The 24,021-nt window shown below is 67.2% G+C and carries 20 protein-coding genes; 11 read left to right on the forward strand and 9 right to left on the reverse strand.

Features of this window, described 5'->3' with window-relative positions; genetic code table 11:
- Window positions 1–105: 105 nt before the first annotated feature.
- From Q0863_RS13645 to Q0863_RS13680, 8 genes are all read left to right on the forward strand, one after another.
- The gene (locus Q0863_RS13645) at window positions 106–852 is read left to right on the forward strand and encodes an electron transfer flavoprotein subunit beta/FixA family protein (RefSeq protein ID WP_298579301.1); all 747 of its coding nucleotides are present in this window, start codon (window positions 106–108) and stop codon (window positions 850–852) included.
- A complete protein-coding gene (locus Q0863_RS13650) occupies window positions 852–1,790 on the forward strand; it encodes an electron transfer flavoprotein subunit alpha/FixB family protein (protein ID WP_298579310.1) in 939 nt (312 codons plus the stop codon). Before Q0863_RS13645 ends, Q0863_RS13650 begins: the two co-directional genes overlap by 1 nt.
- Window positions 1,787–2,974: a glycosyltransferase gene (locus Q0863_RS13655; protein WP_298579316.1), complete on the forward strand. Its 1,188-nt coding sequence runs from the start codon at window positions 1,787–1,789 to the stop codon at window positions 2,972–2,974. Before Q0863_RS13650 ends, Q0863_RS13655 begins: the two co-directional genes overlap by 4 nt.
- Window positions 2,971–3,771 carry a class I SAM-dependent methyltransferase gene (locus Q0863_RS13660; protein WP_298579322.1) on the forward strand — a complete coding sequence of 267 codons (801 nt, stop codon included), beginning with the start codon at window positions 2,971–2,973 and terminating at the stop codon, window positions 3,769–3,771. The genes Q0863_RS13655 and Q0863_RS13660 overlap by 4 nt, the downstream gene beginning before the upstream one ends.
- A 23-nt stretch (window positions 3,772–3,794) precedes the next feature.
- On the forward strand, window positions 3,795–4,745 hold the full coding sequence (locus Q0863_RS13665) for a hypothetical protein (RefSeq protein WP_298579329.1): 951 nt from the start codon (window positions 3,795–3,797) through the stop codon (window positions 4,743–4,745).
- Window positions 4,742–5,350 (forward strand): CatB-related O-acetyltransferase, encoded by a 609-nt coding sequence (locus tag Q0863_RS13670; protein ID WP_298579336.1) that lies wholly within the window; start codon window positions 4,742–4,744, stop codon window positions 5,348–5,350. Before Q0863_RS13665 ends, Q0863_RS13670 begins: the two co-directional genes overlap by 4 nt.
- Window positions 5,351–5,486: 136 nt before the next feature.
- Window positions 5,487–6,467 (forward strand): glycosyltransferase family 2 protein, encoded by a 981-nt coding sequence (locus Q0863_RS13675; protein ID WP_298579343.1) that lies wholly within the window; start codon window positions 5,487–5,489, stop codon window positions 6,465–6,467.
- 7 nt (window positions 6,468–6,474) lie between these two features.
- Window positions 6,475–8,952 (forward strand): hypothetical protein, encoded by a 2,478-nt coding sequence (locus Q0863_RS13680; RefSeq protein WP_298579349.1) that lies wholly within the window; start codon window positions 6,475–6,477, stop codon window positions 8,950–8,952.
- Here the strand turns inward: Q0863_RS13680 and Q0863_RS13685 are convergent.
- From Q0863_RS13685 to Q0863_RS13725, 9 genes are all read right to left on the reverse strand, one after another.
- Entirely contained in the window at window positions 8,949–12,578 is a 3,630-nt protein-coding gene (locus Q0863_RS13685) for a glycosyltransferase (protein ID WP_298579356.1), read from the reverse strand. The two genes, Q0863_RS13680 and Q0863_RS13685, sit on opposite strands and share 4 nt — an antisense overlap.
- Before the next feature lie 163 nt (window positions 12,579–12,741).
- Window positions 12,742–13,512 carry a sulfotransferase domain-containing protein gene (locus tag Q0863_RS13690; RefSeq protein ID WP_298579371.1) on the reverse strand — a complete coding sequence of 257 codons (771 nt, stop codon included), beginning with the start codon at window positions 13,510–13,512 and terminating at the stop codon, window positions 12,742–12,744.
- Window positions 13,509–14,354 (reverse strand): hypothetical protein, encoded by an 846-nt coding sequence (locus Q0863_RS13695; protein ID WP_298579385.1) that lies wholly within the window; start codon window positions 14,352–14,354, stop codon window positions 13,509–13,511. Before Q0863_RS13695 ends, Q0863_RS13690 begins: the two co-directional genes overlap by 4 nt.
- Window positions 14,351–15,064 (reverse strand): glycosyltransferase, encoded by a 714-nt coding sequence (locus tag Q0863_RS13700; protein WP_298579400.1) that lies wholly within the window; start codon window positions 15,062–15,064, stop codon window positions 14,351–14,353. The genes Q0863_RS13695 and Q0863_RS13700 overlap by 4 nt, the downstream gene beginning before the upstream one ends.
- A 203-nt stretch (window positions 15,065–15,267) precedes the next feature.
- Entirely contained in the window at window positions 15,268–16,548 is a 1,281-nt protein-coding gene (locus Q0863_RS13705) for a polysaccharide ABC transporter ATP-binding protein (protein ID WP_298579415.1), read from the reverse strand.
- A gap of 239 nt (window positions 16,549–16,787) precedes the next feature.
- A complete protein-coding gene (locus tag Q0863_RS13710) occupies window positions 16,788–18,479 on the reverse strand; it encodes a hypothetical protein (protein WP_298579431.1) in 1,692 nt (563 codons plus the stop codon).
- Window positions 18,480–18,778: 299 nt separating this feature from the next.
- Complete coding sequence (locus Q0863_RS13715) at window positions 18,779–19,990, reverse strand: type II secretion system F family protein (protein ID WP_298579438.1); 1,212 nt, start codon at window positions 19,988–19,990, stop codon at window positions 18,779–18,781.
- 45 nt (window positions 19,991–20,035) lie between these two features.
- Window positions 20,036–21,724: a type II/IV secretion system protein gene (locus tag Q0863_RS13720; protein WP_298579441.1), complete on the reverse strand. Its 1,689-nt coding sequence runs from the start codon at window positions 21,722–21,724 to the stop codon at window positions 20,036–20,038.
- 8 nt (window positions 21,725–21,732) lie between these two features.
- Window positions 21,733–22,617 carry an ABC transporter permease gene (locus tag Q0863_RS13725; protein ID WP_298579444.1) on the reverse strand — a complete coding sequence of 295 codons (885 nt, stop codon included), beginning with the start codon at window positions 22,615–22,617 and terminating at the stop codon, window positions 21,733–21,735.
- A gap of 75 nt (window positions 22,618–22,692) precedes the next feature.
- Here Q0863_RS13725 and gspG point away from each other — a divergent pair, with 75 nt between their 5' ends.
- Genes gspG through Q0863_RS13740 form a run of 3 tightly spaced genes read left to right on the forward strand, consistent with a single transcriptional unit; the run spans window position 22,693 to window position 24,020 of the window.
- The gene (gene gspG, locus Q0863_RS13730) at window positions 22,693–23,151 is read left to right on the forward strand and encodes a type II secretion system major pseudopilin GspG (RefSeq protein WP_298579447.1); all 459 of its coding nucleotides are present in this window, start codon (window positions 22,693–22,695) and stop codon (window positions 23,149–23,151) included.
- Window positions 23,152–23,155: 4 nt separating this feature from the next.
- Window positions 23,156–23,542, forward strand: coding sequence for a prepilin-type N-terminal cleavage/methylation domain-containing protein (locus tag Q0863_RS13735; RefSeq protein ID WP_298579450.1), 387 nt, complete (start codon window positions 23,156–23,158; stop codon window positions 23,540–23,542).
- Window positions 23,511–24,020 carry a prepilin-type N-terminal cleavage/methylation domain-containing protein gene (locus Q0863_RS13740; protein WP_298579453.1) on the forward strand — a complete coding sequence of 170 codons (510 nt, stop codon included), beginning with the start codon at window positions 23,511–23,513 and terminating at the stop codon, window positions 24,018–24,020. Before Q0863_RS13735 ends, Q0863_RS13740 begins: the two co-directional genes overlap by 32 nt.
- Window position 24,021: the final 1 nt, after the last annotated feature.

Consider the following 24,021-nt stretch of genomic DNA (forward strand, 5'->3'; position numbering starts at 1 on the left):
GACCGGCGCGTGACGATCTCGCAACCCGGTCGCGCGGCTGGTGCGCATCCGGATAAAATCACCGGTCTGTCCGTCCCCCGTTCCTTTCCCGGGAGTCCCCGCAAGATGAAGATCCTCGTCGCCTACAAGCGCGTGGTGGACTACAACGTCCGCATCCAGGTCAAGCCGGACGGGTCCGGCGTGGTCACCGAGGGCGTCAAGCTCTCCGCCAACCCGTTCGACGAAATCGCGCTCGAGGAAGCGCTGCGCCTGCGCGACAAGGGCATCGCCACCGAGGTGGTCGTAGCCACCATCGCCCCGGCCGACGCCGCCGCGCACCTGCGCAACGGCCTGGCCATGGGTGCCAACCGCGCCATCCACGTGGTTTGCGACCAGGCCATCCAGCCTCTGACCGCCGCCCGCACCCTGCTCAAGCTGGTCGAGAAGGAGCAGCCGGACCTGGTCATCCTGGGCAAGCAGGCGATCGACGACGACGCCAACCAGACCGGCCAGATGCTGGCCACTCTGTGGGGCCGTCCGCAAGCCACCTTCGCCTCGAAGCTCGATGTCGAGGGCGGCAAGGCCACGGTCGTGCGCGAAGTCGACGCAGGCCTGGAGACGCTGGAAGTCGACCTGCCCGCCGTCGTGACCACCGACCTACGCCTGAACGAGCCGCGCTTCATCAAGCTGCCCGACATCATGAAGGCCAAGAGCAAGCCGATGGAAACGCTACCGTTTGCCGATCTGGGCATCGAGCCTGGCGATTTCCTCGAAACCATCACCTACGCCCCGCCAGCCGGGCGCAGCAAGGGCGTGCTGGTCAAGGACGCGGCCGAACTGGTCGCCGCACTCAAGCAGAAGGGGTTGCTGTAATGGCCAAGGTTCTCGTCATCGCCGAACACCTGGATGGCAGGCTCAACGCATCCACCGCGCGCACGGTGAGCGCCGCGCAGGCGCTGTCCGCCGACGCGATCGATGTCGCCGTGCTCGCCGCGGATCCGGCCGCCGTGGCCGCCGAAGCCGCGAAGATCGCAGGCGTGGCGCGGGTCCTGGCCGTCGCCAACGCCGCCAACACGCAGCCGGTCGCGCAGGTGCTCGCGCCGCAGGTGGCGAAGCTGGCCGAGGGCTACAGCCACCTGTTCGTGCCCAGCACCACGTTCGGCAAGGACCTGGCGCCCTGCGTCGCCGCGCTGCTGGGCGTGGCCCAGGTGTCGGACCTGATGACGGTCGAGGGCACGCACGAGTTCAAGCGTCCGATCTACGCCGGCAATGCCATCATCACCGTCCGCGCCCCCGCCGACCGCACCGTGGTGGCGACCGTGCGCACTGCTTCCTGGCCCGAAGCGGCGACCGGCGGCAGCGCCGCGGTCGAAACCGTGTCGGTGGATGTGCCCCTGCCGACCCACACTCGTCACCTCGGCCTGGCCGCCGCCAAGTCCGATCGCCCCGACCTGCAGAGTGCGCGTCGCGTGGTGTCCGGCGGACGTGGCGTGGGCTCAAAGGAGAACTTCGAGGTGATCTACAAGCTCGCCGACCGCCTCGGCGCGGCCGTGGGCGCCTCGCGCGCGGCGGTCGATGCCGGCTACGTGCCCAACGAACTGCAGGTCGGCCAGACCGGCAAGATCATCGCCCCCGAGCTGTACGTGGCGGTGGGCATCTCGGGCGCGATCCAGCACCTGACCGGCATCAAGGATGCCGGCACAATCGTGGCGATCAACAAGGACGCGGACGCGCCGATCTTCGAGATCGCCGACATCGGGCTGGTGGGAGACCTGTTCCAACTGCTGCCGGAACTGGAAGCGGCTCTTTGACGAAGGCGCCAGCCAATGTGTCTGGCGTAAAGCGTCTCGTACTCTGGGGGACCTGCGACACGGGCAAGCCGCGCACGCGCATCCTGATCCGCGGGTTGCGCGAGAACGGCATCGAAGTGATCGAGTGTCGTACCGACGTATGGAGCGGCATCGAGGACAAGAGCCGCATTCGGGGCGTCGGCGGGTGGCTCGCACTCGGCTTGAAGACGCTGCTGGCGTACCCCCGTCTACTGCTGCGGTATCTGCGCCTTCCTGGTCACGACTGGGTCTTGATCGGCTACCCGGGCTTCGTCGACGTGTTCGTGATCTGGCCGTTTGCCAGGCTACGCGGCGCCCGCATCGCGCTGGACTGGTTCCTGTCCGCTTACGACACCATCGTGCTCGATCGCGCGCTGTTCGGCGCAGCCCATCCGGTAGGTCGGCTGATCCGGCTGATTGAGGGGGCGGGGGTCCGGCTGACGGATCAGCCGTTCATGGATACGGCCACACACGCACGGCGTATGGAAGGTCTTTTCGGCCTTCGTCGCGGGCGGGTCGGGCGTGCGATGGTTGGCGTGGAGGACGAGGTGTTCGTAACCACCCGGCACTCCGCGCTGTCCCCGCCCGCGGACCCACTGCCCTACAACCGTCACCTGAGAGTGCTGTTCTACGGCCAGTTCATACCGCTGCACGGCATCGCGACAATCATCCGCGCGGCGGGCCTACTCCGCAACGCCGCGGTGGAATGGACCTTGATCGGAAAAGGGCAGGAGGCGGAGCGTATTCGCGCGATGATCGACGCAGAGCCGCTTCCGGCGCTGCAGTGGCGCGACTGGGTGGATTACACCGACCTGCGCGACGAGATCGAGTCGGCCGACATCTGCCTCGGTATCTTTGGCACATCAGACAAGGCGGCCAGCGTGATCCCCAACAAAGTCTTCCAGGTCCTGGCCGCCGGGAAGCCACTCATCACTCGGGACTCCCCCGCCATCCGTGAGCTACTTGTACACGCGCCACCCTGCGTGCGCCTTGTGCCCCCCGGTGACCCTGCAGCTCTGGCGGCAGCCGTCCTGGAGGCAGCCCGAAACTCTGGCGCGGTCGAAACTTGCTGTCATCGGTCGGTTCTGCCTGCAATCCGGCCGCATGCCGTCGCGGCGCAGTTGATCGAATCACTCGCTGCTACAGGCTCAGAGGGCCGAACATGACCAAGGATCCGTTGCTGGGACCCATCTATACCGATCTGGGCTGGGTACCCGCCCCGCGCTACCTGATGCGCCGCGCACGGATCAAGGCGCTGCTGCACGACATCCCGTCCGGGCGCCTGCTCGAGATCGGACCTGGCGCGGGCGCGCTACTGGTCGAGTTCATGGACGCAGGGTATCGCTGCGAGGCGCTGGATTCCTCCAGTGCAGCCCGCACTCGCACCCAGTCGATGTTGTCGGCCGCCGGACACGATGTCCCGGTGCACGCCGAGCCCGGCCTGGACTGGGCGGGTCGCTTCGACGTGATCTGCGCCTTCGAGGTCCTCGAGCACATAGAGGACGACATTGCCGCCGTGGAGCTGTGGCGCTCCTGGCTCCGGCCCGGCGGCCATCTCATCATGTCCGTACCTGCCCACATGAAGTTGTGGACGGCACGCGACGAATGGGCCGGCCACGTCCGCCGCTATGAACGCGACGAACTGGTCTCGGCGCTCGACCGCGGGGGGTTCGACTGCGTCCGCTTCGAATGCTATGGCTTTCCCCTCACCAATCTCACCGAATGGGCCAGCCAACCACTGTTCGCCCGCAACATCCATCGCGGCGATGACCCCACAGAGGATCGCCGCAAGAACAACGATCGCAGCGGCATCGACCGCGGGCCAGACATGAAGCTGTTCCCTCTGGTCCGGTCGTTGCCGGGCAAGTTGGCGCTGAGGACGTTTGACATCATCCAGCGTGGCTTCCTGGACACCGATCTGGGCAGCGGCTATGTGGTCAAAGCGCAAGCCCGGTCGACATGAAGCGAGCGGTACGGCTCCTAGGATTGACCGTCGCGATCGCTACGACGGGGCTATCCATCTATCTCATTGGCCGTTCCTGGCGAGGCCAGGACCTTTCCGCCTACGCAACGCCCGCAGCCGCCAGCGGCATCGCGCTGGCGGTCGGGTTCTATCTGCTCGGGGTGGCGGTTTCGGCATTGGGCTGGCGCGAACTCCTGCTCGGGATGGGGCTTCGCAAACGCTGGATGGAGCTGTGCGGCATTGTTTCTGCCACGCAGGTCGGCAAATACCTGCCGGGTAATGTCGCCCATCACCTGGGGCGAGGCGCGCTCGCACTGGACCGGGGAATAGGCCCGGCCCCAATGGTTTTGACGGGATTGGCGGAGATCGGCCTGCTGTGCATCGCGAGCGTCGTGGTGGGCGGCGCTTCGCTCCTGTTGTCCGGTCGTGTGCAGGTTCTTGCCGACATCGGCGGACTGCATGTCGTCGGCTTGGTCGCCGGTTGTGCCGCGCTCGGCCTCCTGGGACTGGGGATGCTCAAGTACGTCACGCCGTGGCTGCTGTGGCGTTTCGCCCCGCAGCAGGCTCGGCAGACACAGGTTGCAGCGCCCGGACCCGCCACCATGGTGCGGGCACTACTGCTCTATGCGCTGGTCTATCTTGTCTTTGGCATCGGGATCATCGGCATGGCGGGGCTGCTCCTGCCGGAGGCACCCCGGCACGGCTGGCTACTGCTCGCGTCCTTTTCCCTGGCATGGATCATGGGTTTCGCCACACCGGGCGCACCCGCTGGAGTCGGCGTGCGCGAGGCGGTCATGCTGATCCTGCTCAGCGATGCCTATACCCCCGCCGACGCAAGCGCCGTGATCCTCGCCATCCGCATCGCGACCACTCTGGGAGACGTCCTTCTGCTACCCATCGGGCTTTGGCAGCTGCGCGCCACCAAGCCGGCAATGGGCGCAGCGACCCGTATTACGGAGAAGCTGCCGCAATGAACCTGCCGTTCCTGCTGCGCAATCCCAAACACTGGATCAAGCGCATCGCGTGGCGTTCGACTTCGGGTCGCGTCGTGGTCGGAAAGCACACCTATGGCGCACCCCGCATACGCTGGTGGGGCGAGGATGCCAACCTCACCGTCGGCAAATATTGCTCCATCGCCGAGGGTGTCGAAATCTATCTGGGTGGCAACCACCGCACGGACTGGGTGACGACCTTTCCCTTCTCGAAGTTTCCGAAGACCTGGCCAGCGGCACGGGCGATCGGCGGCCACCCCGCCAGCCGGGGAGACGTCGTGATCGGCCACGATGTCTGGCTGGGCGCCGGCTGCCTGATCCTGTCGGGGGTGCGGATCGGAGACGGCGCGGTGGTCGGAGCTCGGGCGGTTGTTGGTCGCGATGTCCCGCCTTACTCGATCGTGGCCGGCAACCCGGCCACGGCAGTGCGTCGCCGCTTCGACGAGGCGACGATCGCCAGGCTCCTTGCGATCGCCTGGTGGAACTGGCCGCACGAGCGCGTGGAGCGACACGCGCACCTGCTGATGAGCGGGATGATCGAAGAGTTCCTAGCCACGTGCGCCAGAGACACTGAAGCGACGTCATGAGTTCGCCCCGTGCAACGTGCCTGCGTGTACCGCGCCGCGGACCTGCGCACGCCCCGAAGGGGAGCGCGCCGCCCATATGGCACAATCTGCGCGCGCCGCCCGGGCATGCTCGCGCCCTACACAGGTACCCCACGCGATGAAGTTGATCATCCAGATCCCCTGCCTCAACGAGGCAGGGACCCTTGGAATCGCCGTAGGCGCGCTTCCCCGGCAGGTGGAAGGCTTCGACCGCGTCGAATGGCTGGTCATCGATGATGGATCGACCGACGGCACCGCGACGCTTGCGCGCGAACTCGGCGTCGACCACGTCATCCAGCATCCCGTCAACCGCGGGCTTGCGACAGCCTTCATGACCGGTCTGCATGCGGCGCTGCGCCTGGGCGCCGACGTGGTAGTGAACACCGATGCGGACAACCAGTACGAGGCGCGGGATATTCCCGCTCTCACCACTCCGATCCTGGAGGGGCGGGCCGACATGGTCATCGGGGCCCGTCCGATCGACGAAACGGCGCATTTCTCCTGGATCAAGAAGAAGCTGCAACGATTGGGCAGCTGGGCGGTGCGCAAGGCCAGCGGCACGGACGTGCAGGATGCGCCCAGCGGATTCCGCGCTATTTCGCGGGAAACCGCCATGCGCCTGAATGTATTCAATCCCTACACCTATACCCTGGAGACGATCATCCAGGCCGGCCAGAGCAACCTGCGCATCGTATCGGTGCCGATCCGTACCAATGCGGACCTGCGTCCCTCGCGTCTGGTGCGCAGCATAGGCAGTTACGTCCGGCGTTCCCTGGTCACCATCGTCCGGGTATTCGTGATCTACAGGCCGATGTTTACTTTTTTGTCCGTAGCGGCCTTGCTCGGCATCCCCGGACTGTTGCTGGGTATCCGCTATCTGGTGTTCCTGGCCACGGGACAGGGTGGCGGGCACGTGCAATCACTGATCCTGGCCTCCTTGCTGGTGACGCTGTCGGCGCTCGCACTCATGTGTGGATTGCTTGCGGACCTGATCGCCACGAACCGGAAACTGCTTGAGAAGGTCGACCGGACCGGCAATGCCACGGCACTGAGCCTGGCCAGCTGTCCGCCCGACGCCGACAGCGCTGCCGCAAGGTAACCCACCGATGCGCACGGATCCGTCGGGACGCAGGCGAACGCGAGCTCCGGCCCTGCTGGTGGGAGCGGCAGCGCTGGCGGTACTGCTCATCCTGTTTTTCCGCGCATTCACCCTGGTGCCTTCGTTCGACGGTGCCATGAACCTGCAGGTGGCCTGGAGTGTCTCCCAGGGCGACGGTTACGCCCGCAGTTACGGCGAGCGGGCGCCATTCCCCCGCGAAATCCAGACCAACGGCCCGTACATCCTCGTCGCTGCGGCGGGTTACCGCCTGTTCGGCATGGGGGTGGCGCAGTCGCAGCTGGCAAACGTCTTCTTTGTCCTCCTCCTTGCCGGCGCAGCCTTCATGCTCGCGCGCAAGGTGCGCGGCCGTACGCTGGACGGGTTCGCGGCGGTGCTGATGTTGCTGTCCACCCCTGGTGTTCTTGCATACGGGTTCCGGGGATTTGGCGAAGTGCCCGGCCTGGCTCTGGCGGTGGGAGGACTCGCGCTGTATCCCTGGACGGATCCCGGCTCGCGCACCCGCGTCACGGCGGCGGCGATGCTGCTGGGTGCGGCTGTCGTGACCAAGACCGTCATGCTCGTCTGCGTGGGGCCGGTGGGCTTGGTCATGGCTTTGCATGCGATCACCCGTGCGCGCGCGCCCGCTGCCCGCACCGCAGATATCGCGCTGCTGGCTGCAGGCTTCCTCTCGCCCATCGTCGTCTGGGAAGCCTATCGCATGCTGTCGCTGGGTGGAGCCGACGCGTATAGGGCATGGTGGGCGCTGGAGTACCTGTCGATCAGCCGGGAAGCGGGGATTGCCGAAACACCCGGCGAAGCGCCTTCCTTGCCAGAGAAGATCTGGCGGCACTTCGGGATGCTGTCCGCATTCCTGCATTTGCCGACCCCGCTTGCAATGCTCTGGTTGCTGTTGCCTTTCGGGCTGGCGGCCATGTTTCCGCCGACGGCTCGGCACGCACGCTGGATCCTGCTGGCCACTCTTGCGGCCGCGGCCGCGTACTTGATCTGGTGGCTGGCGCTCACGCCCACGCCAAAGGCATGGCACAGGCGCATTTTCAACGGCATGGCCCTGGTCAACATCGCGTGGATTCTGGTGTCGTCGTCGATGGCGTGCGGAGCAGCATCACGGTGGCGGCAGCGGGCGGCAGCCGTGGCCACCGTTGTGGCAATCTGCTTCGCCGCCGCTTTTTTGATGCAGTCCAGAATGCACGGCGCGATCAGGCCAGTGGATGTCAGCATTGTCGACCGCGCCGTCGAGACGCTCCGGTCGCTGCCACCGGACGCGCCGGTCTACGCCGCGGGGTGGAGTTCGGCCCCGCAGATATCGCTGCTCGCCGGTCGCGCCCTGCTCGACATCAACGACACCCCTGCCGACGAGCTCACCCGCTCGCCTTCCGCGTATCTGGTGGTCGATCAGGAGGCTGGTCATACCACCGAGACCAGAAGGGTGCTGGCGATGTATCCATCTACCGCGCTCGTACCACAGAGCACCCTGCCACAGGTGTATCGCTTCGACCCGCGCAGCGTTGCCGCTACCCCCCTGCGCATCGACCTGACCCGGCCCCACCAGTTCAACCGGCTGCACGACGGGCAGCTCGCGGGGTTCCACAAAGCCGAACACGACGGCAGATGGGTCAGCGCCGATGCTGTCTTGCGAGCGCATGTTTCTCGCGCCGACACGTTGGAAATCGGCGTCTACGTCCCGCCCGCCGAACGCTATGACGGCGGCACGACTCCAACGGTCTCCCTGTCGCTGGACGGATGTGAACTCCCGTCCATCCCGGTTCAGCCAGGCCTCCAGACACTTGAATTCCCACTGGCGGCGTGCAGCCCGTCGCCAACCGGACCGACTACGCTCAGACTCCGTAGCAGCGCGCTGATAGACAGCCCCATTACTACAGATGAACGTTCCATGGCATTTCTCGCCCGATCCATTCAGCTGAAATCACAGGATCCCTGCACCATGTTCGCATCCGTGCCTCTTCGTGCCCTGCCTGCAGCGGTCGCACTCGCGGTCGCTCTTGCGGCCTGCCAGGACGCATCTGGCCCCACTACAGATCCCGTTGCAGACGGGCGGTTGGCAGCCCAATCCGACACGCAGACCCCCGCACTGCCCTGGACTCTGGACGAAACAGCACTGGCCGGCAGTGCGCTCCAGGCACGACGCGGCCCCTGCGCGCCAGCGCCCTATTCAGCCGAAGTCAGCTGGGCACTTCAAACTGCGCATGGCTCTCAACCGGAACTGTGGATCGTACAGGCAAACCAGGCGCCCAAGTTGTGGGTTGCGCCGAGCCAGCGCGAAGGCGCAAAACAGACCGGTGAATGGCTTACCGACGCTACCGTCATCTATCTGGTGGACGGCACCGCGGATGCGGTGATCGCCAGGCTGCGCATGGCTGAAACCCCTTGCGACAACCGCGCCGGCGCCAAGGCCCCGTCAGCGAAGAAGCACGCGCCTGACCAGGCGCCTTCCGGACGCGGTTAGTCCAGAATCGCCGCAAATGTGCTGTCCAATGCCCTGCGCGAGAAGTTTCGCTCGATGAACTTCAGCTGGTTGGATGACACGTCGTGCCATGCTGCGTCTTCGGTAAGCAACGTCACGACATGCCGGGCAATGCCTTCTGCGTCCTCGGCGAATCGCATGAAGCCAACGGCAGCCGACAGACCCTGCATTCCCGTGGCCGTCGTTACGCAGGGGACGCCCTGGTGCATCGCCTCGAGCACCTTCCCCTTCATCCCTCCGCCGAAACGCAAAGGCGCCACGGCGACGCGTGCCCGCGCGTAACGCGCTTCCAGTTCCGCATCGCTCACGAAGCCGGTGACCTCGACGTCGTCTCCGGCCAGGGCAAGCACTTCAGCCCGCGGATTCGAGCCGACCAGCGACAGCCGCACGCCCGGGACAGCCCGACGCACGTGCGGCAGGATCTCTTCGGCCAGCCACAGCGCTGCGTCCACGTTCGGATCGTGGGCAAAGCCGGCCACGAAGATGATGTCCCTGCGACCGCCAAGATCGCCTGGGGCAGTGGCGGCAACGGACTCGAAGCCGTACAGGGGCGCCGTCCATGCCTGCGCGCGACCACCGGTGTTCTGCAGCCAGTGCTCCACATACGCTGTTTCATCGGACGAGGGGTACACGATGCTGTCGGCCTTGCTCCACATGCCGTGCTCGAGCGTGCGCATCCAGCGCGTATCCAGCGCAAGCTGCTCCGATGGTGCGATCTTCATCTGTTCCTGCATGCGCAGGTGATGGATGTCGTGGCCGAAATACACCAGTCGTGCTTTCGTGTGCCTGCGTACCGCATCCACGTACTTGCTCGCGATATGCGGGCGACTAAGGATCACAGCACCGAACCGTTCCGCCCGCTCTGCGAGCCACGCATCGAAGCGCGCTGCGTAGGCCGGGCCGTAGATGACTTCCACCCCCATGTCCTGCAGCAGATGCACGTAGTCGGGGTCACGGAACAGGTTGTCTGGCCAGAACGTGACGCAGTGCCCCTGCGCGACCAGCACTTCCAGCAGCTGGAAGATCGCGCGGGATCCCGCATCGCGATCGGGCTGCGGAATGTAGTGGTCGACCAGCAGGATTGCGCGACGCCCGCGGCTGCGGTCGCGCGCAGATTCGACATCGACTCCACTGGTCGTATGCTCACGCGCCAGCAGCCCGCCCCAACGCTCGAGGAACTTGCGCTGGTTGACGGGTTGCCAGGATTTCACGCCACTGGAGACGTCGGTACCGCTCGACACGCCTTCGTGGTGGATCACCACCGAGCGGGGCTGCACGTAGACCTTCAGACCGAGCTCCCGCACCCGGAACGCAAGGTCGGTGTCCTCGTAGTACGCCGGCGCATAGCGGTCGTCGAAGCCCCCCAGCTCGTCCAGGAACTGCGACCTGCGCAGCATGATCGACGCGCCCGAGATGTAGTCCGCCTCCTTCAGGTAGTTGTACTGGGGCAGGTCGGGATCGTCGAGCCGCCCGTAGTTCCATGCGCTGCCGTCGGCCCACAGGATCCCGCCCGCTTCCTGCAGGCGACCATCCGGATAGACCAGCTTGGACCCGACCAGACCGGCATCCGGGCGGCGCTCGAATACGTCCACAAGATGGTCGAGCCAGCCGGGGGTGACTTCGGTGTCGTTGTTGAGGAAGTAGACGTACTCGCCAGCCGCGAGCGTGGCAGCGCGGTTGCATGAACGCAGGAAGCCCAGGTTCGTCGGGTTCTCGTGGAAGCGCAGTCCCGGAACTGCTGCGAGTGCGGCAATCTCCGCATCGCCCGACGCATCCTCCACCACCAGCACCTCATACGACACCTTCGGCGGATGGGCCGCGATCGAAGCCAGGCAGTTGAACGTGTGAAAAAGATTGCCGTAGGTCGGAATGATGATCGACACCAGCGGCTGTGCGCACGCCGGAAACGAGAGATCACGCACGCGTTCGGCCATTTCCAGCTTCGAGGGTGCGGAAGCAAATGGCGCAGCGGGCGGCGGGATTGCATCCCGATGCGACTGCGGTGGCGAGGCGTCCCCACGCAGCCGACGCCCGAGCACCCGGGGCAGGGACGCTAGAAGGCTGCGTCCGAATCGCGAGGCTTGCAGCGACGCGACCACTCCCGACCAGTCGCCCCGCCCCACGCGCCCTGCAAAGCGCAGCGGCCGTGTCAGTCGCCACGATCTCGAGTGCAGGATCTCCTGCATCTGCACGGACAACTTGTGGTGTTCGACGCAGATGCGGCCCAGTTCCGCGCGCGCCGCGGCCCGCTCCTCTGCCAGGTGCTGGAACGCCGAGACCGCCTGATCCAGGCCGAAGCCCGGCTGCGTCTCGATGCCCGAAGCGCGCAGGCCGGTTGCGATCGCAGCCGTCCATACGTCGAGCTGCAGCTGCAGTGACTTCGCCCACCGGGTCCGGTCGTCGAATTCCGACTGCAGCGCCCGAAGCCGTTCGCCCAGTGCCGCACGCTCCGCATCCAGCGTCTGGGCCCACTGGACGCGTGTGTCGTACTCCGCCTGCAGCTCACCCAGTCGCGTCGACAGCGACTGCCGCTGCGCGTCAAGCTCGACTGCCCAGCGGCTGCGCTCCTCGTATTCGCGCTGCAGGGTCTGCAGCCAGCGGAGGCGCTCTTCGTGTTCGACCTGCAGCTGTGCATGCGCCGAGGCCAACGTCGCCATTTCGGCATCGCGCCTGACCAGAGCCGCGCCTCTTGCCTTGACCTCCATATCGGCATCGCGCAGGCGCAGCCTGGCATCGCGCAGTTCGTCCCGCTCGCGCTGCCCGAGCTGTGCGAAGGCTTCAAGCGCATCGTCGTAGAGCGCCTGCGCGCGCTCGAACTCGACCCGCAGCGGCGCCAGCGTCGCCCACGGGGCAGTCGTCGACAAGGCATTGAACATGCGCAAGGGCAACTCCCATGCGGGATCGCCCTCCGCATCGCGTACGTGGTGGCGATCGGCGGCGCCGATAAATTCCCTCAACGCAGTGCGCGTGTCCGCGCCGACCGCCGGATCCGGCATGCCCAGTTCGGTGAATGCCGCCTGCAATGCATCGCCCGGATCGGCGAGCAGCGTGGGATATTCCAGAATCGCACGCGGCACCTGCCGAGTTGCAGCCTCGGCATCCAGCAGGTGCCGGATCCACAGCAGGCGGGACAGTCCCTCCGGCCAGCGATTGCGTGCCCAGATCGAATCGGCCACCTCGCGCGGATGCCGCAACACGAACAGCGCGGACGCCTCCACCCCCATGCGTTTCAGCACCAGCCACCACAGCGGCAGCAGCCGGCACATCCGCGGGTCCTTCACCGCCCAGCGCGCGACCCCCGAGAACTCCGCGCGCAGCAACGCTTCGAGCGCGTCCGCGGCTTCCCGCGCAGCGGACGTGTCGATCCAGTCGCCGGGCAGGTCACGCGGATCGTTCCAGTCCCGGCCCAGCGCGACCAGCAGGCGTTCGTGGATGGCCACCACGCCGGCGTGTTCCCAGAAACCGCGCGGGTTGTCCGCGGCCGGCGCCATCAGATCGCGCCCGAGTTCGTAGCCCGCCAGACGTAACGCGCCCGCCACTGCAGATGTTCCGCTACGGTGCATGCCGAGCACCAGCAGTGCTCGTGAGGAGGCGGAAACGACGGTCATGCGAGTCCTGGCTTCTATGGTCGGCGCGGCGACCAGAAAGCCTGGGCGCCGGAACCGGTCATTTTAGCCCCTCTGCCGACCGAACCCGATTCGCCGTTCCGCGTACGTTTGGAGAGTTCGGGGACGGTCGATCAACCAGCTGGCGCTCGCCGGCAAGAGACGCTTAATCGGCTGCGGCGGACCAGTGCAGTCCGTAGCGCTCTACCTGCGCAGCGAGCTCGCGCCGGAACAGCCACTCGTAGAACCGCCACCGCAGACCACCGCGACGCAACCTGCGGTAGTGTCCTTCAAACACGCGTGGATGGGATTCATCCCCGGCCGGCGGATCCACGCCGAGGAATTCCCAGACCCGCGCCATCACCGCTCCGGGCGCATGCGACAGCTCCGCGTTGCGCAACACCAGCACCTGGTCGTGCGGGAAAAACCCATAAAGCACGTCCAGCTGGCGTGCATAGTCTCCGCGAAGCCGGTAGCTGTGACGGCTCAGCGGCGAGTCCCGGGAACAATCGTCCCCATAGGCGCGCAGGCGGCGGGATTCGCAAGCCAGTGCCAACCAGAACGGCAGGTATTCCCGGCCGCGCGCGCGCTCCATGTGGTAATGGGACAGCGCGCGCTCGACCGGGTGCCTGAGGATCAGGATCCACTTCATTCCGGGGTTGTAGGCTGCGATCCTGCGGACCAGCACCGGATGCAGGATGTAGATCGGCGTGGCATCGCCGAACAGCCGCGCGTGCTCCGCATCGAAATGCATGGCGTAGCGCGCGTCGATATCGGCAACGCTCCAGGAAGGGTCGAATGCCGCATCATCGAAAAGATGCGCTTCCTTCTGGCGCGGCAGCGCGATATCCGGATGCGCAGCGATGAAGCTGGCAAGGGCGGTGGTACCTCCTTTCTGCACCCCACCAACGAGGAATGAAATGCGCGGATCGCTCACGTCCGCTCCCGCATGCGATGGAGCACGCGCTCGACGTCGCTGTCGCCATAGCATCCGCGCCATGCGCCCCCGCGATCGGCCTGTAGGCGACCGGCCAGTTGCTCGCACAGGCGCAGATCGTAAAGGGCGCTGGCATTGCGCTCGTCGAGCGCGATCCTCGGCACCTCCACGCCGGTAGCCTCCGACAGCGTCCGTCCTGCCGTTGCCACCACATCCTCGTAGCGCAACAGGCGCGCTGCAGGCAGATGGGCCAGATAGCGGGAGAACAACCAATCCAGAACGCGCAGCTGGCGCGAAACGACGTCGCCCTCCGCATCCAGCCCGGCCGCCAGGACAGGGTCCAACAACTCGCCCGCCGGCAGCCGTCCACGGGTCACTGGAAGATCGACCGAATGCCAGGACGCGAGCACCGCCAGCGGATTGCGGACCACCGCCCAGGTCTCGAAGCGTCCTGCCAGTTCCGGCAGCAAGGCGGTAAATGCGGCATTGTGCTTGACCACCAGCGTGAACCGTGCGGACAGCGGCTTGCCCAGCCGGATCAGGCCCCTTGCAGCGCGATGACGTCTGCGTCCATTGGCGCCGGTCTCGCTCGCAAACGGGTTGTCGGGGACCGCCCCGTCGACTTGCTGGCTCCACGCGGTGCCCTCGGCAAGCAGCGAAGCACGTGCCCGCACGAAGAAGTGCTCCACCTGCGCCAGCGCCGGTCCCCGCGCCTGCGGCAGCGCCGCCACATCCATCGGCTCGAACAGCGCCACGGTGTCAGGCGCCTGGCCCAGCAGGTTGCAGCACAGTGTCGTGCCCGAACGCGGCACGCCCGTCAGCGCGATGTTACGCCCGGTCATGCCGTGGCCTCCTCAAGGACCGCGCCGAACGCGGCCCGCTCGGCTGGCAGGTCGTGCCGCGCCGCCGTTTCGCGCGCGTTGCGCAGCAGCGAACCGCGTGCCTCGCGATCGCCGAGGCGCAGGACGGCGGCCGCCAGCGCTTCGGGATCCCGTGCCGCCAGCACGCAGTTCTTCCCGTCGCGCGCATACTCATGGCTGCCGATGCAGTGCGGCATTACCGTCAGGCACCCAAGCGCCATCGCCTCCAGGCCGGGCAGGAAGAAGCCCTCCTGCGGCAGCGGCAGCGGTATCGCGATCTCGGCAGACGCGAGCGCCACGAGGTAGTCCGGTCGCGCCATCCATCGCGTCGCCAGATCCACCCGCAGGCCTGCGTCCCGCAGGCGCGCCGCCAGCGCGATTCCGAGTGCCGGATCCTTGGCTGCACCGATGAAGACCGTCCCCCCGGCTCGTGCCCCGGCAGCCGACTGCAGGGCCACCAGGTCGATCGCAGCGGGAATGACCCGCACCTGCCCGTTGACACGGCCCGTACCTGCAATTGCGACGGCCACCGGATGGCTTACGCAGATGCGCCAGGCGGGACGGTCGAGCCAGCCGTGCAGCGGCAGCGCAGGATCGGCATGGCGTACGCCCTGGACCAGGTTCAGGATCGGCGGCCCGCCGTCGCCCTGGTTCGGCAACGCGGCCCAGTCCATTCCGGCCAGGAACAGCATGTCGGCCGTGTCGGGTCGCCACTGCGGCTCGATCCGTTCAGGTACGTCCATCCACGGATTGGACGCGTCGCGCAGCGAGCCCGGCGTCAGGTACACCCGCGCATCCCATCCCAGCGCCAGCGCATGTCCAAAGTAGTCGCGCACCTTGCCGTGTCCGCCTGTGGGGCCGTGGAAGTCGCGGTGGAACAGCATCCGCCCGCGGTTCACGCGCGTCCTCCATCATCGCCGGGGACATCGACATGGATGTCCATCGGCACCGGGAACAATCCGGTGAAGCGCTCGCGGCTGTCGTCCACCACCTCGAACGACAGCCAGCCTTCCTGCCGTGCCAGCACCGTGGTGAGGTCCGGCGAAGGCGCGTCGGCCACGCGGGTGCGGATGCGGTAGATGCCCTGCTGGAACACGGCGTCCAGCACGATCGAAACGCACACCACGCCCTCACCCTGCGGCAGCGCGATGCGTCTGCCGGTCAGCTGCAGCCCGCGGCCGTCGAGAACGTCGAAGATCAGGCACGGCGCCACCATATCGTCGCTGCGGCGCACGTCCAGCGCGAACTCCAACCGCCCGCCATGTTGTACACCGACGTGCCGCGTGCCGTTCACGCGGGCCTGGACCACGCAAGCATCTTCCAGACCGTAGCCGCCGTCGATGCGTGCAAGGCTGGACGCACGCCGGTCCTGCTGCGCCTGCAGCGCGCGCTTGTGCGTCCTGTGCAGGTACTCGGTGATCACCTCGTCCGGCAGGCCCTGCAGCACCACCTGGCCCTTGTCGAGCAACATCGCGCGATGGCAGAAGGCCTTGACCGCGTTGAGGTCGTGGCCGACGAACAGCAGCGTGGTACCGCGCCGCAGGATCTCGTCGATGCGGGCCATGGCCTTGGCCTGGAACGCGGCATCACCAACGGCCAGCGCCTCGTCCACGATCAGGATGTCCGGATCGGTATGCACCTGCACCGCGAACGCCAGCCGCAGCGCCATGCCCGAGCTGTAGGTCTTGACCGGCTCGTCGATGTACTGGCCGATGTCGGCGAAAGCGACGATGTCGTCCATCCGGTCCCGCACCTGGGCAGCCGTCAATCCAAGGATGGCGGCATTGACCCGCACGTTCTCGCGACCGGTCAGCTCGGGGTTGAATCCCGAGCCCAGCTCCAGCAACGCTGCCACCCGGCCGTTGATCGCCACCCGCCCGGTGGTCGGCTCCAGCACGCCGGCCACGATCTGCAACAGGGTGCTCTTGCCGCTGCCGTTGTGGCCGATGATGCCCAGCGCCTCGCCGCGCGGCAGCTCGAAGCTGATGTCGCAAAGGGCCTGGTGGTCGTGTACGCGGCGGTGCAGGCGGGCGCGCAACCTGGCGGCCGCGGCCGCGGGCAGCAAGCCCGCGAGACGGAAGCACACCGGCACCCACAGCCGGCTACCGGGCGTGCTCCAGAGCCGATAGGTCTTGCCCACGCCTTCGACAACCAGCGCGACAGGGGGTGCGTCCACGAAGCTCCTCGGCAGATGCGCCGCAGCGCGCGAAAGGGGCCGGAATTATAGCGTCGGGTCCGAGCCGTCCCGATCGGCGCGGGGCACACGGGCTCTGGCGGCTCCGCGCGATGAGATCCGCGACGCCGCACGAGGGCACCGCGACAACCGGGCACAAAAAAAGCGGGCGGCTTTCGCCGCCCGCTCAATGCACTTTCAAAACCCGGGAACCGGAAGCCCGGTCCCCGGGTTCAACCCGATTACGGGTTCAGCAGGTCGTCCGGGGTCAGCCACACTTCGTTCTTGGCGTGGGTCAGGTCGGTGACCGTGCCCGAGACGGCGTTGCGGTTCAGCGCCGAGGCGGTGAAGTCAGCGCACTCGGGCTGGACGCGGACGTACCACTTGCCCGTACCGTCACCCAGCGCACCGGTCATCGCACGGCCGCGGTTGTCGACGCCCGACTCCAGCACGTCGATGTTGAACTGCTCCGAGGCGTGCGGCGCGATGGTGTACTGCACCTGGCCCGACAGCAGACCCAGGTCGTCCTTCGCGTCGATCGTGACGGAGCACGAAACGGCGTTGTTGTTGGTCAGACGCAGGAACGACTGTGCGGTCGGGTTGGAGCCCGGGTTCACGTTCTGGAAGATGAACAGACCGGTGTTGGCGCGCAGCGGGTACAGCGAGCCGTCCTGGTCCGGCGGGTTCACGAACAGGGCCGGCACGCGGTGGTCGATCGAGACCGAACCGGACAGGACCTGCGGAATCAGCTCATCGTCACCCGTGGCGGCGAGACAGACGTGCATGTCGACGCCCGAGGCGGCAGCGGTGGTCAGCGGCAGGAAGTGGCCGCTCAGCGTCGCATTGGCCGGGCTGTCCATCGTGTGCGAACCGGTCGCCTGGGTGCCCGCGGCGTTGACCGTCAGGTTGATGAAGCTGTCGGTTGCCTTGGAGCAGGTCGGGTCGATGTCGAGCCACGCATTGTTGCCATCGAACGCGGACAGGTTGGTGCCCTCGATGGTGTACGTGATACGGCTGGCAGCAAGGCTCCACTCGGTGGGCGTTGCGCCGTCGAAGTTGTTGACGGGGCTCTCGGGACCCGTGCCCGGGAGGCCGACTTCGTCCGCCTGGGCGATGGCAACGTTGATGGTACCGGCACGGAACCAGTCGTTGTCCACATAGCCGCAGGAGGTGCCGACGGTGCCCGCAGCAGCCGCACCCGGCATGCTGAACAGGATGCGCGCGTCGTCGTCCGCGGCGCAGCGCTGGGCGTCGATCCACTTGTTGGCAAGGGTCGCCGGGTTGTTGTTGCGGAAGGACACTTCCTCGCCCCACACCGAGCGGGCGAACACGGCATTGCCGGCAAGAACCGTCTGCGGGACGTCCTGGTTGGTGATGCTGATACCGCCGTTGACCACGCTGCCGGTCAGCAGGGCGCCCTGCAGATCGTACAGGCGCAGGCTCGGCAGGCGCAGCGCGAACGTGTTGGCGGACGCATCGACGTCACCGTTGGTGCTGGCCGTATAGACGATGCGCAGCTCGCGCTCACCAGCGCTGTAGGTCACCGTGCCGCCCAGCGCGGCGACGGTCTGGCCACCCGCAGCAGCACCGCCCTCTTCGCCGACGATGATGGCAGTCGCCAGGTTGGCCGGCTGCATGTCCACCCAGGCCGACTGGAACTTGGCGGCATTGGCGCCCTGGCCGAGGGAGATCACGACCTCGACGCTATGGCCGGCGACAATATCCTCGGCAGCATCTACTTCAGAGGCGCTCTGCGCATAGACAGTGAAGTCGGCCGGCAGGTCGATGGTGCGCGAATCGGTGGCGAACAGATCCTTGGCGTAGGTGATCTGCACCGGCGTGTCGTAGCCGAGACGGGCGGCGGAAGCCGTACCTGCCAGCATCACCGTGGCGGCGATGGCAGAAGCCAGGACGCCCTTGTTGAACTTCGTCATTGCGATGGACTCCATCATTGGAATTGTTTGTGTACTCGAGTTTTGTAGCTCTTACCGGCTGCCCGCCTTCCCCGGTACCAGTGGGTGGCCCACTGGCAACCGGTCTACCGCAGGTAGCCCGAATGGCGTTTGGTCGAGTTCCCCAGACACCGCTCGCAGTTACCTGTCGGTAAGCTACGGCGGGCACGTTAGCGAATTGGATACTTGGCCGTCAACCCCTTTTAACACCTTCACCGCGAAGCTGAACCGGGTTCTCAAAGATCACACGCAAGTCGGGGACGCAACAAATTTTTTCTGAATCAGACAGCAATGTCGTTGGCGCTGGTGATGGCCAGGATGATGCCGGTCATGATCAGGCCGATGACGCCCCCGATCAGCAGGATTGCAATCGGTTCCAGCAGCGACAGGAACTGCTTCATCCGGGCGCGCCCGGACTCCTGGTAGAGCTTGGCCAGCGAGGACAGCATGGCCGGCAGCTCGCCGGAGCGCTCGCCCACCCGCACCAGGTTGTAGCCTGTCGCCGACAGCGTGGCCTGCTCTTCCAGGGCATCGGCCAGGGTGCTGCCGCCCCGCACCGCACGCGTGGCCTCGTCCAGCCGGGCGCGCCGGCGCGGGGAGTTGACGCTGTCGGCCGCCAGTCCCAGCGCGTCCAGCATCGGCACGCGGTTGCCCAGCAGGGTGGCGAGCACCCGGGCCCACGCCGCCACCTCGCCCTCCACCCGCCAGACGCCCAGGACCGGCACCCGCTCCAGCATTTCCAGCATCTGCGCCCCCGCGCCCGGGCGCCGGAGCGCCCATGCGGCCAGCACGCCCGCCGCGGCAACCCCGCCGGCCAGCAGCCAGAAGTGCTCGCGCGCGAACATGCCGGTGTTGAGGACCGCGGACGCCAGCCAGGGCAGGTCCTGGGCGCGCTTGAGCAGGACCGCGAACTTCGGGACCACGTAGGTGAACATCATCAGCACCGCGCCCACACCCGCCAGCACGAGTACCGCCGGGTAGGTCAGGGCCTGGCGCATCTCGCCGCGCACGGTCCGGTCGTAGTCCATCTGCGAGGCGGCGTCGCCCAGCGCCCGCGCAAGCAGGCCGGCCTTCTCGCCGCTGCGCACCAGGGTGTCGACATAACGGGGCATGGGCAGACCGGCCGCCGCCAGGGCCTGCGAGAACGGCTGCCCCTGGCGCAATGCAGCGGCAATGCCGTCGAAGGCCTCGCGCAGGCGCGGGTGCGGGCTGGAGCGCGCCTGCGCCGCCACCGCGTCGGCGAGGCCGACGCCGGCGGTGAGCAGAGTGGACAGTTCCTGCAGCGCCAGGATCACGTCCTGCGCGCGCAGTCGGGCACGCCGGCCACCCGGCATGCGGGGCGACGCAGCACCGGCGCCGCCCGCCTTGAGCGCCAGCACGACCAGCCCGCGCTGCTCGATCGCGCGCGCCGCCTCGCGCTCGCTCGCGGCGACCACCTCTCCGTCCAGCGCAACGCCATCGGCGTTCATGGCCCGGTAGCTGTAGCGCTGCACCTCAGCGGCTCCGCCGCGGGGCTGCGCGGGGCAAGCGCATGGCCGTCATACGGCGGTCACCCGCAGCACCTCGTCCACGCTGGTCACGCCCTGCCAGGCCTTGAGCAGGCCGTCCTCGCGCAGGAAGCGGCAGCCCTCGGCCCGCGCCATGGCGCGCAACTGCTGATGGGTGGCCCCGGCCACCACCGCCTGCTGGATGGCCTCGGACACGGGCACCAGCTCGTAGATGCCCACACGCCCCCTGTAGCCGGTGTGCTGGCATTGCGCGCAGCCCGGCGCCGCCATCCAGCGCGCCGGCTCACCGGGCAGGACCTTCGCCGCCCAGTGCCCGGCCTCCTCGGCGATGGCGGGCAATACGTGCGCATTGGGCACGGCGCAGTGCATGCACAGCCGGCGCACCAGCCGCTGCGCCTGCAGCCCCTTCATCGGCGCGGCCACCAGGAACGGCTCCACGCCCATGTCGATCAGCCGGGTGAAGGCGCCGATCGCATCGTTGGTGTGGAGCGTGGACATCACGAGGTGGCCGGTGAGCGCGGACTGGATCGCGATCTCGGCGGTTTCGCGGTCGCGGATCTCGCCCACCATGATGACGTCCGGATCCTGCCGCAGTATCGACCGCAACACGTTGGCAAAGCTCAGGCCGATATCGGCGTGGGTCTGGATCTGGGTGATGCCGGGGAGCTGGAACTCGACCGGATCCTCCACGGTGATCAGCTTTTTCAGGCCGTCGTTGCTGGCCGCCAGCGTGGCATACAGCGTGGTGGACTTGCCCGAGCCGGTCGGCCCGGTCACCAGCACGATGCCGTGCGCCTCGCGGCTCCACTCCTGCAGCAGGGCCAGGTGGTCGGGCGCCATACCCAGCCGCTCCAGCGCCAGGTCCTTGCGCTCCTTGGGCAACAGGCGCAGCACGATCGACTCGCCGTGCACGCCCGGCAACGCCGAGGCGCGCACGTCCATGGCCTGGCCGCTGGCACGCACGGTGAGCCGGCCGTCCTGCGGCAGGCGCCGCTCGGCGATGTCCATGCCAGAGATCAGCTTCAGGCGCGAGGCCACGGCATTGAAGCGGTCCCGCGGCAGGTGCAGGCGGCTGTAGAGCACGCCGTCGATCCGGAAGCGCACCACGAAGTCGTTTTCGCCAGGCTCCAGGTGGATGTCGGAAGCGCGCTGCTCCACCGCCTGCGCCACCAGGCTGTTGACCAGCTCGACGACGGGGGCCTCTTCGGCCAGCTCGCGCAGGTGGCGCACGTCGTCGGTCCCGGCGATCGAACGCTGCACCTGCGACAGCGCGTCCAGCAGCCGTTCGACCAGCTGGCCGGGCGCAAGCGCGAAGCGCGGCGACCTCCCTCCGAACAGGTACGCCATCACCTCGCGCAGCTCTGTGGAATTGGGATCGCGGCTGGCACAGAACACCTCGCCCTCCGCGTCCTGCCAGACCAGTGCCTGGCGATCCATCATCCAGTCGCCGGGAAGATCGATGCCTTCGGGCATGCGCCATTCGTGGACCGGCGGGGGTTGCAGGTCCCGGCCCAGCACGGGCAACCCCAGCTGCACCGAAAGCGCATCGACCAGTTGCTCCTCGGAGATCGCGCCGATCCGCATCAGCAGGCTGCCCAGCCGGCCGCCCATCTCGCGCTGCAGGTCGAGCGCGCGGTCGAGGTCGGCAGGGCGGATGACTTCGCGTGCAAGCAGCAGCTGACCAAGGGGCTGATGCGGGGCGGCGTGGGATGGTGTCATGGCAGTGCTCAAAGCAGATCGGCGAAGCCACGGCGGAGCAACTGGAAGCAGTACATGCCCAGCAACAGTACTACGGTGGCACTGGCCGCATACATCGACCAGTCGTGCAGCGGCGGCCACTGCCCGTGCAGCAGCGCGTCGCGCACGGCGGTGACGGGCCAGGTGATGGGGTTGTACGCGACCAGCGCTTCAACCGCCGACGGCACCATGTCGCGCGGGAAGAATACCGGTGCGGTGAACAGAACCATGAAAATGAGCGCGGAAATGACCTGCGCCAGGTCGCGCAGGTAGACCCCGAACGCCGCCGCCATCAGCGCCAGCCCGTAGAGCATCGCAAGGTAGGGAAGCAGGATCCACGGCAACGCCAGGGCGCTGGCGTGGAGGGTGCCGTGGAACAGCGCGGCCACGATTCCCAGCAATACGAAGCCTGCAGCGCCGTGGGTCAGCGCGGCGCCGAGCGGAACTGCTACCAGCACCGGCAGCGGGAACACCATCTTGCGCACGAAAGCGCTGTTGTTGTGCAGGAGGGTCGGTGCCTGCCCCAAGGATTCGGACAACATGCCATGCACCAGCAGCCCGCAAAACAGGTTGAGCACGAACCCCAGATGGTCTCCCTCGCCCAGGCCCGGCCAGCGCGCACGGAACACCGCCCCAAACACGAATCCGAACATCGCCAGGCTCAGCAGCGGCAGCAGCACCGGCCACAGTCGCCCGAACAACGTGCCGCGGTAGCGCACCGCCAGGTCCTGTGCCACCAGCGTGCGCCACAGCGACCAGTTGCGCTGCAACCCCTGGAGCAGGCGCCTGGGTGCGGAAGGCTGGACTGGATGCATCGGAAGGGTGCGGAAAATCGGCATAGGATAGCAGCCGCCCGCTCCGGCGCTGTCGGGCACGGGGTCTGGATTCAGCCGGGAGCCCACTGCCGGCTGTACACTCCCCCCGGTTTTCCGCCCTTCCGGATCCCTGCCGTGCCACGCCTCCACCGCCTGCCCCGCAAGCACGCCGTTCGCGGTTTCACCCTGCTGGAAATGATCGTGGTACTGGTCATCATCGGGCTGATCATGGGCCTGGTGGGACCGCGTCTGTTCGGCCAGGCCGATCGGGCCAAGGTGCAGACGGCCGACACCCAGGTGCGCATGCTGCGCGGGGCCATCCAGACCATGCGCCTGGACACCGGCCGTGTCCCGAACCAGGAAGAAGGTCTGGAAATGCTGGTGCGCCCGCCCAGCGACCCGCGGATCAGCAACCGCTGGCAAGGCCCCTACCTGGAAGAGGAGGTTCCGCTGGACCCGTGGGGCAACCCGTTCCAGTACAGCCCGACCTCGAGCGGCAGCCTTCCGTTCTCCCTCTATTCGCTGGGAGCGGACGGGCAACCTGGCGGGGAAGGCAATGACGCGGACATCGGAAACCCGCCCGACCGGCAATAGGCTTATGGACCAGCGCGGATTCTCCCTGCTGGAGATCATGGTGGCGCTGGCGATCATGGGCCTTGCGATGGCGCTGGTCGCGCCAGCCAGTTTCCGCATGGTCGCCGCCTGGCAGGAGTCCAGCGACGTGAGCCGGATCCTCGGCCGGCTGGCGATGCTGCCGCTGGACGCCCGCCAGGCGGGGCAGGCGTTGCACCTGGACCCGTCGACGCCTCCGGAGCGGATCAGCTCGCTGCTGGACCTGCCGCAGGGCTGGCGATTGGAATTCGAGACTGAACTGGTCGTGCTGGCGAACGGCGCCTGCCGCGGCGGAAAGGCGACGCTGGTGACCGAACGACAGAGCATCCCCGTGCAGATCCATGCCCCGTTCTGCCGCCCTGAACGTGGGTGATCCCCGGGCGGATCGACTGCGGGCCGGGGCTGCCGGCCTGCCTCCCTGTTCGAGGGGATTGGCAGGGCAGGCAGGATTTACCCTGCTCGAGGCGATCGTGGCGATGGTGATCATGGCCACCACGATGCTGGCGCTTTACGCATGGCTCGGCAGCGCTACGATCGGCGTACAGCGTGCGCGCTCGGTAGCGCAGGGGTTGGCGGACGCGCGGGTCGCGCTGGCGGTCATCGAAGGCATCAATCCGATGGATGGCGAGCGCGGCAGCCGCGATGTGGGTGATCTCACGGTACGCTGGTCCGCCGAAACCATTGCCGACCGGCGCGCCGGGGTGACCTCGGCGGGCGTCGCCGCCCCTTACGATTTCGCTCTGTACGACATCGAGGTCGAAACGCTGCGCGACGGCAGGCAGACGTATGCGTTCAATGTACGACGCGCGGGCTGGGTGGCGACCCAAGTCTTGAGCATAGACGATCTATGAC

This window comes from uncultured Luteimonas sp., assembly GCF_947492465.1.
Classification (GTDB): Bacteria; Pseudomonadota; Gammaproteobacteria; order Xanthomonadales; family Xanthomonadaceae; genus Luteimonas.